This is a genomic window from Salinispora pacifica CNR114, assembly GCF_000514775.1.
Lineage (GTDB): Bacteria > Actinomycetota > Actinomycetes > Mycobacteriales > Micromonosporaceae > Micromonospora > Micromonospora pacifica.
In genome coordinates, this window is the sequence record NZ_AZWO01000032.1 from 30,822 (window position 1) to 43,604 (window position 12,783).

Annotated in this window: 14 protein-coding genes; 6 read left to right on the top strand and 8 right to left on the bottom strand. The window is 70.5% G+C overall.

Annotated features, from left to right (window positions below; genetic code table 11):
- Positions 1 to 45: 45 nt before the first annotated feature.
- The 3 genes from dapF to B118_RS0118940 are packed head-to-tail and all read right to left on the bottom strand — an operon-like array spanning position 46 to position 2,817.
- Positions 46 to 888 (bottom strand): diaminopimelate epimerase, encoded by an 843-nt coding sequence (dapF, locus tag B118_RS0118930; RefSeq protein WP_028188721.1) that lies wholly within the window; start codon positions 886 to 888, stop codon positions 46 to 48.
- A 7-nt stretch (positions 889 to 895) separates the two neighbouring features.
- Positions 896 to 1,960 (bottom strand): tRNA (adenosine(37)-N6)-dimethylallyltransferase MiaA, encoded by a 1,065-nt coding sequence (gene miaA / locus B118_RS0118935; RefSeq protein ID WP_028193223.1) that lies wholly within the window; start codon positions 1,958 to 1,960, stop codon positions 896 to 898.
- A gap of 20 nt (positions 1,961 to 1,980) precedes the next feature.
- Positions 1,981 to 2,817 (bottom strand): class III extradiol dioxygenase subunit B-like domain-containing protein, encoded by an 837-nt coding sequence (locus B118_RS0118940; RefSeq protein WP_018220583.1) that lies wholly within the window; start codon positions 2,815 to 2,817, stop codon positions 1,981 to 1,983.
- A gap of 271 nt (positions 2,818 to 3,088) precedes the next feature.
- Here B118_RS0118940 and B118_RS0118945 point away from each other — a divergent pair, with 271 nt between their 5' ends.
- Positions 3,089 to 4,297 carry a DUF349 domain-containing protein gene (locus tag B118_RS0118945; RefSeq protein ID WP_018220584.1) on the top strand — a complete coding sequence of 403 codons (1,209 nt, stop codon included), beginning with the start codon at positions 3,089 to 3,091 and terminating at the stop codon, positions 4,295 to 4,297.
- A gap of 109 nt (positions 4,298 to 4,406) precedes the next feature.
- On the opposite strand, the gene miaB is transcribed toward B118_RS0118945, so the two are convergent.
- From miaB to B118_RS33695, 3 genes are all read right to left on the bottom strand, one after another.
- Positions 4,407 to 5,906, bottom strand: coding sequence for a tRNA (N6-isopentenyl adenosine(37)-C2)-methylthiotransferase MiaB (miaB, locus tag B118_RS0118950; RefSeq protein ID WP_018220585.1), 1,500 nt, complete (start codon positions 5,904 to 5,906; stop codon positions 4,407 to 4,409).
- A 53-nt stretch (positions 5,907 to 5,959) separates the two neighbouring features.
- On the bottom strand, positions 5,960 to 6,841 hold the full coding sequence (locus tag B118_RS0118955; RefSeq protein WP_018220586.1) for an LLM class flavin-dependent oxidoreductase: 882 nt from the start codon (positions 6,839 to 6,841) through the stop codon (positions 5,960 to 5,962).
- A 679-nt stretch (positions 6,842 to 7,520) separates the two neighbouring features.
- Entirely contained in the window at positions 7,521 to 7,718 is a 198-nt protein-coding gene (locus B118_RS33695) for a hypothetical protein (protein ID WP_026270898.1), read from the bottom strand.
- Between the two features lie 32 nt (positions 7,719 to 7,750).
- On the opposite strand from B118_RS33695, the gene B118_RS0118970 reads away from it, so the two are divergent.
- On the top strand, positions 7,751 to 7,984 hold the full coding sequence (locus B118_RS0118970; RefSeq protein WP_018812370.1) for a VHL beta domain-containing protein: 234 nt from the start codon (positions 7,751 to 7,753) through the stop codon (positions 7,982 to 7,984).
- Positions 7,985 to 8,229: 245 nt separating this feature from the next.
- Here B118_RS0118970 and B118_RS32465 read toward each other — a convergent pair whose 3' ends face one another.
- Together B118_RS32465 and B118_RS0118980 are read right to left on the bottom strand one after the other, a co-directional pair.
- Complete coding sequence (locus B118_RS32465; protein WP_202902345.1) at positions 8,230 to 8,373, bottom strand: hypothetical protein; 144 nt, start codon at positions 8,371 to 8,373, stop codon at positions 8,230 to 8,232.
- A 77-nt stretch (positions 8,374 to 8,450) separates the two neighbouring features.
- Positions 8,451 to 8,930 carry a hypothetical protein gene (locus tag B118_RS0118980; RefSeq protein ID WP_018220591.1) on the bottom strand — a complete coding sequence of 160 codons (480 nt, stop codon included), beginning with the start codon at positions 8,928 to 8,930 and terminating at the stop codon, positions 8,451 to 8,453.
- A gap of 370 nt (positions 8,931 to 9,300) precedes the next feature.
- Here B118_RS0118980 and B118_RS0118985 point away from each other — a divergent pair, with 370 nt between their 5' ends.
- The 4 genes from B118_RS0118985 (at position 9,301) to B118_RS0119000 (ending at position 12,612) form a co-directional block, all read left to right on the top strand.
- A complete protein-coding gene (locus B118_RS0118985; RefSeq protein ID WP_018220592.1) occupies positions 9,301 to 10,056 on the top strand; it encodes an amino acid ABC transporter ATP-binding protein in 756 nt (251 codons plus the stop codon).
- Between the two features lie 55 nt (positions 10,057 to 10,111).
- Positions 10,112 to 10,960, top strand: coding sequence for a glutamate ABC transporter substrate-binding protein (locus B118_RS0118990; protein WP_018220593.1), 849 nt, complete (start codon positions 10,112 to 10,114; stop codon positions 10,958 to 10,960).
- A gap of 81 nt (positions 10,961 to 11,041) precedes the next feature.
- Positions 11,042 to 11,716 (top strand): amino acid ABC transporter permease, encoded by a 675-nt coding sequence (locus B118_RS0118995; RefSeq protein ID WP_018220594.1) that lies wholly within the window; start codon positions 11,042 to 11,044, stop codon positions 11,714 to 11,716.
- The gene (locus tag B118_RS0119000) at positions 11,716 to 12,612 is read left to right on the top strand and encodes an amino acid ABC transporter permease (protein ID WP_018220595.1); all 897 of its coding nucleotides are present in this window, start codon (positions 11,716 to 11,718) and stop codon (positions 12,610 to 12,612) included. The genes B118_RS0118995 and B118_RS0119000 overlap by 1 nt, the downstream gene beginning before the upstream one ends.
- Positions 12,613 to 12,783: the final 171 nt, after the last annotated feature.

The following is a 12,783-nucleotide window of genomic DNA, read 5'->3' on the forward strand; positions in this document are numbered from 1 at the left end:
GCGAGAAGCGCCAGCGGCAAGACCCACCGTCGATCGGGTCGCGGGTCAGGCCAGCGCCGCGAGCGTCACCTCGCCGCTCGCCACCAGTACGGCGGGCCCCGCCAACCAGCAGCCCTGGGCGGTCTGGGTCACCACCAGACGACCACCGGGCACGTCCACGGCGACCACGCCGGTGTCCCGGCCTGCGTCCCGCAGGACGACCGCGGCCACCGCACACGCACCGGTGCCGCAGGAGCGCGTCTCCGCGCTACCCCGCTCGTAGACCCGCATCCGAACGTGGCCATCGAGGCCGTCCGTCGGGCTCCCGGGGCTGATGAACTCGACATTGACCCCGGCCGGGAAGATCACCGGGTCGAACTCCGGGGCCCGGGTCAGGTCGAGAGCCGCCAGCTCCAGCCCGGCCGGCACCGGGCAGACCAGGTGCGGGTTGCCGACATCAACCGCCGTGCCGGGCAGGGCCAGCCCGCCGAGCACCGCGAACGAGGAGTCGGCCAACCGGGGCCGCCGCATCTCGACCGCCAGGTCCTCCCCCTCCACCCGCGCCCGCACGATACCGGCGCGGGTGGCTACCGGCAGTGCCGCGTCCGACGGCACCGCCAACCCGGTTTCCAGCAGGTAGCGAAGGAAGACCCGGGCGCCGTTGCCACACATCTCGGCCACGGAGCCGTCGGAGTTCCAGTAGTCCATGAACCACTCGGCCGCACCGGCGAGGGCCGCCCCGTCGGGGTGCCGTGCGGCGCGGACCACCCGCAGTACGCCGTCCCCTCCGATCCCCTGCCGCCGATCGCACAGGGCCGCGACCAGGTCCGGGGTCAGCTCCAGGGTGCCGTCGGGATCGGGCAGGATCACGAAGTCGTTGCCGGTGCCATGCCCCTTGGTGAACTCCACGACCCCATCATCGCGCAGTGGGCCGGACCACTCGCAGCGCCTCTGCCACCAGCCCGGCTCCGGTCGAGTCGAGCCAGGTGATCCGCGGGTCCCGGCGGAACCAGGACCGCTGGCGACGGACAAACCGGCGAGTGGCGCGGATCGTCTCCTGGTACGCCTCGGACTCGGTCAGCTCTCCGGCCAGGAACCGCAGGACCTGCTGGTAACCGAGGGCGCGGCTGGCCGTACGGCCCGCGGCCAGCCCCTGGTCAGCCAGCACCCGGGTCTCGGCCACCAGGCCGTCGGCCCACATCCGGTCCACCCGCAGTGCGATCCGCTCGTCGAGCTGAGTGGTGTCCAGGTCGACACCGACCTGCACCGACCGGTAGTACGGACTGGGGTCGGGCAGCGCGGCGGCGAAGGGCGCACCGGTCAGCTCGACCACCTCCAACGCACGGACGATCCGCCGGCCGTTGCCGGGCAGGATGTTCGCCGCCGCGTCGGGGTCAACCGCGCGCAGTCGCTCGTGCAGGGCAGCCGGGCCGGCCTCCGCCAGCTCCGCCTCCAGCCGTTGCCGGAGCACCGGATCCGTGCCGGGGAACTCGAAGCGTTCCAGCACGGCGCGGAGGTAGAGGCCCGAACCGCCGACCAGCAGCGGCACTCGCCCCCGGGCCAAGATGTCGTCAATCGCCGCGCGGGCGAGCCGCTGGTACTCGGCGACGCTCGCCGGCTCGGTCACCGGCCAGATGTCCAGCAGGTGGTGCGGCACCCCCGCACGTTCGCCGATGGTCAGCTTGGCGGTGCCGATATCCATGCCCCGGTAGAGCTGCATCGAGTCGGCATTGACCACCTCACCGTCGAGCGCGTGGGCGAGGGCGATACTCAAGGCCGACTTCCCGGCTGCGGTCGGGCCGACCACGCCCACCACCGTGCCCGCGGCTGGCGGGACATCGCCAGCCGGCGCCGTGCCCGCTGCCAGGCCAGCCGCGTCAGCGGCTGCGTCCGCCGCCAGGCGAGCGCCGTCAACCGCGTCGGCGGCGCCCACCGGGCCGCTCCCGTCGGCGTCCACCGGGCCGCTCCCGTCGGCGTCCACCGGGCCGCTCCCGTCGGCGCTCACCGGGCCGCTCCCGTCGGCGTCCACGAGGCGACGAGGTAGGTCACCCCGTAGGGTGCCGCGGCGTAGGCCAGCTCCCCACGCCACGAGCCCCCGGCTGCCCGAACCGCGCCGGCCAGCACCTGCCAGGGCGCGCGGCCGGTGGCCTTGAGCCCCGCCGACAGCTCCGCGTCCAACGCACCGAGGGCGGCCGTGTCCGCGCCGGCCAGTGCCCGCGCCACCGCCTGGTCATAGGGCTCGGCGCGCGGATCGTCGTAGCCGGGTGACCACTCCACCCGGCAGGCCGACCCGTCGCCCAGGACGAGCAGCCCGAGCCGGCCGGACGGATCACCACCCGACGCGTTCCCACTCACCGAACCGAGCCGGCCCGGGTTGAGCGGGTCCGCAGCGGACCGGCCTGGGTTGAGCAGGCCAGCGCCGAGGGCGGCGCAGCGGGCGGCGGGCTCGTCGGCCGCGACCGCCACCGCGGAACGGGGCAGCGCCGTGCCAGCGCGACCGAGTAGCCATGCCCCGACGGTCAGGCTCAGCGGCAGCCGCGCCGGCCCGACAGCGGCCGCATCAGTACGCTCCCGGGGGTCTGCTGGCGACAACGGCACCCGCCGGCGGATCCCGTACCGATGGAACGAGCCGTGCGCTGCGGCGCCGAAGGTCGCGGTCGCTGGCCCACACCCGAGCAGCACAATCCGGTCCGGCTCGGCGGCGAGGAGCCGGGCCACAGCCCTGTCACAGGCGGCCCGCAGCTCGTCCAACTCGGCGGATGCGGCACCCGCCACCTCGGGGACGAGCAGCGGCGGATGCGGACAGACGGCGGCGGCGACCAGGGGCACGAGGGTCACGGTAGCGGCTGGTCCGAACGCACCGCAGCGCGCCTTCCCGCGGCCGGGACCCCGGGAGTTCCGGATACTGACGAGTACGCCCGAAGGGAGGTTTCCGACACTCGCCCCATCCCGGCCCTCCGAGGCGCTAGGACACCGTATGGTCACGGTCGGCGATAGGCGCTCGACGGAGGCGGGGGCACACCTGTGACAATGCCGTGGAGAACGTTGGCTGCGCCGTGGCGGCGCTCGCGGGACTCACCCGTGACGCCGGGAGAACGAGGATGGGCACATGAGCGACTGGACTGCCTTCGGACGGGTGGACGCGGACGGCACCGTCTACGTGAAAACCGCTGAGGGCGAGCGGGTGGTCGGTTCCTGGCAGGCGGGTGCACCGGAGGAGGGGCTGGCGCACTTCGCCCGCCGGTTCGCCGACCTGATCACCGAGGTGGGGCTGGCCGAGGCGAGACTCAACTCGGGCGCGGCAGATGCGAACCACTCGCTCAGCACGATCCGCCGGCTGCGCGCCTCGCTGGCCGAGGCGCACGTCGTCGGCGACATCGACGGCCTCGCGAACCGGCTGGATCGGCTCGCCACCCTCGCGGAGGAGAAGGCTACCGAGGCTCGGGCCGCCCGCGACGCCGCCCGGAGCGAGGCCCTCGCCCGCAAGACCACGCTGGTCGAGGAGGCCGAGAAGCTGGCCGCCGAGTCGACCGGCTGGAAGACAGCCGGCGACCGGCTCAAGGAGATCCTGGCGGAGTGGAAGTCAATCCGCGGGGTGGACCGGAAGACCGACGGTGAGCTGTGGAAGCGGTTCGCGGCGGCCCGGGATGGCTTCACCCGCCGCCGGGGCGCCCACTTCGCCTCGCTGGACGCGCAGCGAAAGCAGGCGCAGGCGATCAAGGAAGAGTTGGTCGTCGAGGCCGAGAAGCTCTCGGATTCGACCGAGTGGGCCCACACCGCCAGCCAGCTCAAGGAGCTGATGAGCCAGTGGCGCGTCGCGCCCCGGGCGTCGAAGGAGGCCGAGCAGCGGCTCTGGGAGAAGTTCCGGGCCGCGCAGGACGCGTTCTTCACCCGGCGCAGCGAGGTCTTCTCCGCCCGGGACAACGAGCAGCGCGCCAACCTGGATCGTAAGCAGGCCCTCTTGGCCGAGGCCGAGGCGCTGGATGTCGACGGCGACCCGAAGGGCGCGCAGGCGAAACTCCGGGAGATCCAAGCGCAGTGGCACGAGGCCGGACGGGTGCCCCGGGAGGCAGCGGGGGGTCTGGAGCGTCGACTGCGCACGGTCGACGACAAGGTTCGCGAGGTGATGGACTCCGCGTGGCGGCGCACCGCTCCGCAGGACAACCCCCTGCTCGCGCAGATGCGGGCGCAGGTCGCCGAGGCCGAGGAGCGGCTGGCCCGGGCGAAGGCCGCTGGAGATGCCCGGCGGGTCCGGGACGCCGAGCAGGCCCTCAGTTCCAAGCGTCAGTTCCTCAGCCTGGCCGAGCAGTCGAGCTGATCCGTTAGGCCACTCGGGGCCCCGGTTCCTCGTGAACCGGGGCCCCGAGCATGTTCAGCCCCGGGTGGCGGGAGGCGCAGGGGTCAACCCCGCAGCATCAGCCCCGGTGTCAGCAGGAGCAGGCCGACGAGGCCGCGGGCGGCATCGGCGGCGGGGCGCCGACCGTGGGCAGCCCGAGCGACACCCCGGCCGTACGGGGTCGGTGCCCTGCCTCGGCCGCGTCGCCGGCCCGGGTACGCCGGTGCGCGAGCGGCTCACCGTCGGCGTTGAGGTGGTGTGGGGCGGCGTAGGTGACCACGGTCTGCACGATGTCGCCGGGGCGGATCTGCCCGGTGCGGCTGCCGGCGTCGAAGTGCACCAGTCGGCCGTCGCGGGCCCGCCCCGACAGCCGGCCGGTGCGCTCGTCCTTGCGTCCCTCACCGACGGCCACCAGCACCTCGACGGTCTTCCCCAGCAGCCGCCGGTTCTCCGCCCAGGTGATCTCCTCGACGCAGTCGATCAGTCGCTCGTAGCGCTCCTGCACCACCGCCTTCGGCAGTTGGTCGGCCATCGTCGCGGCGGGCGTGCCGGGGCGCTTGGAGTACTGGAAGGTGAAGGCCGAGGAGAACCGGGCCGCGCGGACCACGTCGAGGGTGCGTGCGAAGTCGGCCTCGGTCTCGCCGGGGAAGCCGACGATGATGTCCGTGGTGATCGCCGCGTCCGGCATCGCCGCCCGCACCTTCTCGATGATGCCCAGGAACCGCTCCGACCGGTACGAACGTCGCATGGCCCGCAGCACGTCGTCGGAGCCGGACTGCAGCGGCATGTGTAGCGAGGGGCAGACGTTCGGTGTCTCGGCCATCGCGGCGATCACGTCGTCGGTGAAGTCCTTCGGATGGGGGCTGGTGAACCGCACCCGTTCCAGACCGTCGATGTCGCCGCAGGCGCGCAGCAACTTGCCGAACGCGTACCGGTCGCCGAACTCGATGCCGTAGGAGTTGACGTTCTGCCCGAGCAGGGTCACCTCCAACACACCCTCGTCGACCAGGGCGCGCACCTCGGAGAGGATGTCGCCGGGGCGGCGGTCCCGCTCCTTGCCGCGCAGCGCCGGCACGATGCAGAACGTGCAGGTGTTGTTACAGCCAACCGAGATCGATACCCAACCGGCGTAGGTTGACTCCCGCCGGGTCGGCAGGGTGCTCGGAAAGACCTCGAGGGACTCGAGGATCTCCACCTCGGCGGCGGCGTTGTGCCGGGCCCGCTCCAGCAGCACCGGCAACGACCCGATGTTGTGCGTGCCGAAGACCACGTCCACCCAGGGCGCCCGACGGACGATCTCGCTGCGGTCCTTCTGCGCCAGGCAGCCACCCACCGCGATCTGCATCTCCGGGTGCTGGTTCTTGCGGGGACGCAGCTGACCGAGGTTGCCGTAGAGCCGGTTGTCGGCGTTCTCCCGCACGGCGCAGGTGTTGAAGACGACCACGTCCGGGGTGTCGTCGGCGGCCCCGGCCCGCAGGTAGCCGGCCTGCTCAAGGAGGCCGGAGATGCGCTCGGAGTCGTGCACGTTCATCTGGCAGCCGTAGGTGCGCACCTGGTAGGTGCGGGGGCTGCTCGCCGCTGCGGTAGTCATGACCTCGACAGCCTATCCGGGCCGCCCGGATGGACCGGAGTCGAGCTACCGCCTCACAGGTCGGACAGAATCCCGGCCACCTGTTCGAGCACCGCCATGCTGGTGTCGAAGGGCTCCTGCCCGGGAAACGGCACCACCAGGTCCGTGATTCCGACCTGGCGGTACGTGTCAACGGTCTCCCGGAACACGTCGAGGGAGGCGAGCGCCGTCGGCTCCCGGTTCACGTACATCAACAGCCGGCGCAGAGTTGCCGGGTCGCGGCCGGCGGTCTCGCAGCTGTCGGCCAGCTGGCGAACCTGTCCCGCGACGTCGTCGGGCCGGGCCACCGGGGGGACGACCCCGTTACGCGGCGACCGGCCGTTGGTCACCCAGATGTCGCCGTGGCGCGCGGCCAGGGCCATGCCACGGGGACCGTTGGCGGCGATCGCCAACGGGATGTGGGCGGGCGAGGTGTCCACCGGCCAGATGGGCGCCTGGCGTGCCTGGTAGTACTTGCCATCGGCATCGGTGACGGGGTTGGCCAGCAGCTCCGCCGTCAGCTCCACGAACTCGGCGAACCGCTCGGCACGTTCGACGGGCGTCCATTCCGGGTCCTGACCGCGGGCGGTGGCGTCGATACCACTCCCGCCGGCACCAAGACCCAGGATGAAGCGCCCGCCGCTGAGGTCATTGAGGGTGACGACCTCCTTGGCGTACGGCACCGGGTGCCGAAAGTTCGGCGACGAGACGAGGGTGCCGAGCTTGATCCGTCGGGTGCGGACCGCCGCAGCGGCCAGGGTCGGCACCGCCGCGTACCACTCCTTGCCGACCATGTCCTGCCAGCCGATGTGATCGCTCGTCCAGGCGTGGGCGAAGCCCATCTCGTCGGCCTTCCGCCACATCTGCTGGGCCTGGTCCCAGGGCGAGGAGGGCAGGATGAGCACTCCGATCCGCATGGTCAACAACCAGACCCTGAGGTCTCCGGCGCCAGGGTCGGTGGCTTCAGGCGATCCCACCAGGTCGGGTGGGATCGGCGGGTACGGCTCGTGGGTTGCAGCTGCTGCACCACGTCAGCCTAACCATTTCACCCCATTCTGGGCGGGTCATCAGATGATGTCGATCACCGTAGCGCGCTCACCCAGCAAACCGGATTCAATTGACCAAATCTCATGTTCAGCCCACAATCGGTCTCGCGTCGTCACCTATGATCACCCCAATACCCGGGATCGGAGCCCATGACCGAGTCATCCACTTCCGGCGACACCCCTGCGGACAAGCCCGCTGCCGGCCCACTGGAGTGGTCACCGCCGGACACTAGCTGGCCCGAGGAACCCGCCGAAGCACCACCACACGACACCACGAAGGCGGGCACGACGTACTCAGGCGCGGAAGTCGACAACCAACTGGACCACCTGGGCGACCCACCCCACGGCGGTGGCCCACCGCAGCCGAAAGACGCCGATCTCAGCACCCCACGCCATCGCCGCTCGGCCCCGACGCGGCTGCGGCGTCGACACGTCGTTGCCGCGGGCTCTGTGGTGGTCATCCTGGCCGCACTCGCCGTTAGCGCAGTCCAGCGCTCACCGGTGGAATCGTCGCCTCCCGTCGCCGCCGACGCGACCCCCAGCGCCGAACCTACGCTGAACACGGTGTCACCCGCGCCGTCGCCGCCCCCATCCCTGTCCCCAACACCAACACCAACACCGACACCGACACCGACACCGACGCCGACTCCCACCACGACAGCGACGGCCACCCCACCGGCGCCGTCCAAAACTCCGCCGCGGACCTCCCCGGCGCCGGCATCGCCGACGCCACGTGGGCTGCCGGCACTTCCCACCTCCAGCGAGGCGTGCCAGAAGTCGGTGAGCGGCGGCGCCACGACGGTCCTGATATTTCGCAACGAACGCAAGGCGACGGTCCGGCTGTACTGGGTCGACCAGAGCGGGGAGCGCCAGCACTATGGGGACATCATCCCCGGGAAGTCCCACCGTCAAGGGACCTTCCTCGGTCATCCATGGGTGGTGACGACCGAGGACGGCACAGGGCTGTTCTGCTATCTGCCGACGGCAGCGGAGGCTACGGCGGTGATCCGCTAGCCGGGCGCCTGGCCAGAGACACCGCACAGACCTGTCGGTCAAACGACTACTCCGACCGATACGGTCGCCCTGTCTCGTCACAACCCAGCAGCTCACCGCTGGCCGCCCAGCCAGGATCGGACGCGGCCTGACGTCCCACACGCGGACGCTGTCGACCGCGGGTTCATCGCCGGCCGCGATACCAGGCGCACCGAGGTGCCCAAATCCGACGTGTGCGCGGCGAGGGTCGGGGCGAGCGGTTCCAGTCAGGTGTCGTCGCCGACAACCTGCACGGTGGTCCGGCCGGGATCAGCGGGAGGTTGGGTGACGTGTGCGGCGGCCCGAGCGACCTCCGCCTCGACACCGACCACCAGGACCTGACCAACCCGGCGCGCCGACACTTCGATCATGGGCGCTGATCGTACGGTTCTGGCTGGCGGGCGTCGGCGATTCTGATGGCACCGGAACACGTCGCGACTCGCCCAGGTCAGGCGGCAGCGAGGGCGGGGAGCACCGAGTCGGGGGCCCAGCGGGAGCGGTGACACCGGGACCAGCCGCGGCAGCCCGGGTTGGCCTCGGTACAGAGCCGTTGGCGGCTGAGCACCTCGCCGTCGTCGGTCTCCCGGACGTCGAAGTGCACCGGGCGGATCGTTCCGTCCGGCGCCACCAGCAGGTGCCGGGTCTCGTCGAGGGTGTCGTCGCGCAGCACGCAGTTGCGGCCCAGCAGCCGGGCCAGGGTCGCGATGCTGGGCAGCTCGGCGAGGGTGTCCGGCACGCCGTAACAGTCGACGATCGTGGCGAACTCTCCCGGCGCCTGCCAGACATCGCAGACCACGGCGTATCTCGGCAGGCGCGCCGGGTCGGCGACGGCCAGCGGCATCACCACCCGGCCGAGCGCCTCCGCCAGCGCCGGCCAGACGTCCGTCGGCCGCACCTGGTCGATTCTCCAGTTCCACAGCTCGGTCATGCCGCCTCCTCGCTGCGATCGTCCCACCAGCCCCGGATCGGGCCTTACTGACGATGGTGGGGGGCATTTGGGCCTAGCCGGGGGCAAGTTACCGGTCTGTGACCATTCCGGGCAAAATTCCCTCGAGTGATGGTGCGGTGACCAGCCGGAAGATGACACTTTATCGGGTATAAGGCAGCGCCATACCGCACGACACGGAGTCAATTCAGCCCCACGAAGCCCCCACGCGGTCCGGAAGAGAGGGCTCCCCGGCTCATCACGGCAGGGTGTTACGGCTCCGTGACCATCTGGGCCGCCACACGCCACATCTCCCCGCCTAGAGTTTGCCAACCGGAGGTCATTCGGCCTCCCACCCGTGACGACAGGGACGGTGGACGACGTGACGACGAGCGAACCGCTCATCGTGCTGGAATCGGTCAACAAGTGGTTCGGGCCGCTGCACGTACTGGACAACGTCTCGCTGTCGGTCGGGCGCGGCGAGGTGGTCGTGGTGATCGGGCCGTCCGGCTCCGGCAAGTCGACGCTCTGCCGCACCATCAACCGACTGGAGCCGATCACCTCCGGCAGCATCACCTTCGACGGTCAGCCGCTGCCGGCCGAGGGCCGCGCCCTGGCCAAGCTGCGCAGCGAGGTCGGGATGGTGTTCCAGTCGTTCAACCTCTTCGCGCACAAGACCATCCTGGAGAACGTGACCCTCGGGCCGGTCAAGGTCCGCCGGGAGAAGCCGGCGGCGGCCCGCGAACGCGGCCTGGCCCTGCTGGACCGGGTTGGCATCGCCAACCAGGCCGACAAGTTCCCGGCCCAGCTCTCCGGCGGTCAGCAGCAGCGGGTGGCGATCGCCCGGGCGTTGGCGATGCAGCCCAAGGCGATGCTCTTCGACGAGCCGACCAGCGCCCTCGACCCGGAGATGGTCGGCGAGGTGCTGGACGTGATGACCTCCCTGGCCCGCGAGGGCATGACGATGGTCGTGGTCACCCATGAGATGGGTTTCGCCCGCCACGCGGCCAACCGGGTGGTCTTCATGGCCGACGGGCAACTTGTCGAGGACGCACCCCCGACGGAGTTCTTCGCGAACCCGCGCAGCGAGCGGGCCAGGGACTTCCTATCCAAGATCCTCACGCACTAGGCGTCCGTTGTGGGCGTGCCGCCCCCGGCCCGCCCCGTCGAAGAAGGAGACAGATATGCGTACCAAGCGCGCGGTGACGGTCGCCGCCGTCGCCGCCCTCTCATTCGCCATGGCCGCCTGCGGCGGCGATGACGACTCCGCCGACGGCATCGTCGGCAAGGCCGAGAGCCAGGAGAAGCTCGTGATCGGGGTCAAGGCCGACCAGCCGGGCCTCGGCCTGCAGACCGGCACCGAGTACGAGGGCTTCGACATCGAGATCGGCAAGATCATCGCCAAGGGTCTCGGGGTCGACGAGAGCAACATCGAGTGGAAGACCACCGTGTCGTCCAACCGTGAGCCCTTCATCCAGCAGGGCACCGTCGACCTGGTGGTGGCGACCTACACCATCAACGACGAGCGGAAGGAGAAGGTCAACTTCGCCGGCCCGTACTTCGTCGCCGGGCAGGACCTGTTGGTCCAGGCCGACTCGGAGATCACCGGCCCGAACCAGCTCGACGGCAAGAAGGTCTGCTCGGTGACCGGCTCCACGCCAGCCAAGCGGATCCAGACCGACTATCCGAACGCCGAGCTGCAGCAGTTCGACTCGTACTCGAAGTGCCTGCCGGAGCTGGAGAAGGGCCAGGTCGACGCGGTAACCACCGACGACATCATCCTCGCCGGTTACGCCGCTCAGGACCAGTGGGCCGGCAAGTTCAAGCTGGTCGGCTCCACCTTCTCCGACGAGCCGTACGGTATCGGCCTCAAGAAGGACGACACCACCGGCTGCGAGAAGGTCAACGAGATCCTCACCGAGGCCGCGTCCGACGGCAGCTACCAGGCAGCGTGGGACAAGACCCTGGGCAAGAGCGGCACGGCCGCGCCTGAGCTGGACACCACCAAGCTGACCCACTGCGGCAGCGTCTGATCCGTTCCGGGGCCGGCATCCGTACCGGGATGCCGGCCCCGGCCGGTCGTCCCCGCCCCGACGTGCCACGGGAGCACAAGCATGCACGTATTCACCGACCCGAAGAATTTCGACGCGTACCTGTCGGGTTTTCTCTGGATCCTGAAACTGACCGGTGCGTCGGCGGGCCTCGCCCTGCTACTCGGAGTGCTGCTGGCGGCGATGCGGGTCTCCCCCGTTCCCGTGCTGCGCGGCGTCGGCGCCGCCTGGGTCAACATCTTCCGAAACACCCCGCTCACCCTGATCGTGCTCTTCTGCTACTTCGGCCTCTACTCGACGCTGGGCCTGAATCTCGCCGACAGCCTCGACCTGAACAACTACTGGCTGGGCGTGGTCGGGCTCTCCGCCTACACCGCCGCGTTCGTCTGTGAGGCCGTGCGGTCCGGGGTCAACACCGTCCCGGCCGGCCAGGCCGAGGCGGCCCGCGCCATCGGGCTCACCTTCACCCAGACGCTCCGGATCGTGATCCTGCCGCAGGCGACCCGCTCGGTGGTCGCGCCGTTCGGCAGCATCCTCATCGCGTTGTGCAAGAACGCCACGATCGTCGGCACCATCGGGGTGATTGAGGCCTCAAGCGTCATGAAGGACCTGCTGAACGAGAACGGCGACGCGGTGATCCCGATCTTCCTGGTCTTCGCCGGCACCTTTGCCGCGCTCCTCATCCCCACCGGCTACCTCTTCGGCTGGCTGGCCAATCGCCTGGCGGTGAAGCGCTGATGAGCTCCAGCTCCGTCCTCTACGACCACCCGGGCCCCCGGGCCCGGCTCCGCAGCCACGTACTCGGCGTCGTCTTCGCCGTCGGGCTGGTGGCGCTGCTCTGGTGGATCTACTCGAAGTTCGACGCCGCCGGCCAGTGGGAAGCCCGGCTCTGGACACCGTTCACCGAAGCGAAGACCTGGACCCAGTTCATCCTCCCCGGCCTCCGGGCCACGCTGGAGGCGGCGGCGGTCGGCATGGTTCTCTCGCTCGCCTTCGGCCTCATCTTCGCGGTCGGCCGGCTCTCTGAGCACTGGTGGATCAGCGTTCCGGCAGGCGCGATCGTGGAGTTCTTCCGCGCGGTCCCCCTCCTGCTGATGATCTTCTTCATCTTCTACGGTGTGCCGTTCCTCATCCAGGGTCCGGTGCCGGCCTTCTGGGCCGTGGTGGTCGGCCTGACCCTCTACAACGGGTCGGTGCTGGCCGAGGCGTTCCGGGCCGGTATCCGCTCGCTGCCAGGGGGCCAGTCCGAGGCCGCGTACGCGATCGGCATGCGCAAGAGCCAGGTTATGCGGCTCATCCTGATGCCACAGGCCGCCCGCGCGATGCTCCCGATCATCGTCAGCCAGCTCGTGGTGCTGCTCAAGGACACCGCCCTCGGCTACATCGTGGCCTACCCGGAGCTGCTGCAGCGCGGCGTCAACGACCTCGCGGCCAACTACGGCAACATCCTGGCGGCAGCGATGGTCGTGGCCGTCATCTACATCGTGATCAACTCGCTGCTCACCGCCCTCGCCGGCTGGCTCGATCGGCGCACCAGTACCCGTGGTACCCGGCCCGCCAAACGACCACGGCTGTTCGCCACCGTCGACTCCGCCCCGGAGGGCGGCACGACGGCCACCAACCCGCAGGGCTGAACAAGCTCATCGAACCGGCCCGGGACGACAGATCGGGCACGGCTCCCGGCTTGACCCGGGTGAACCAGCCCCGATCTTGCCCCCTCGGCGCATCGCCGAGGGGGCACTGCCGGTTCCACCCGACGCAGACCAGCTTCGGCCCCCGAACGGCTTCCGCCGCCCCACACCGTG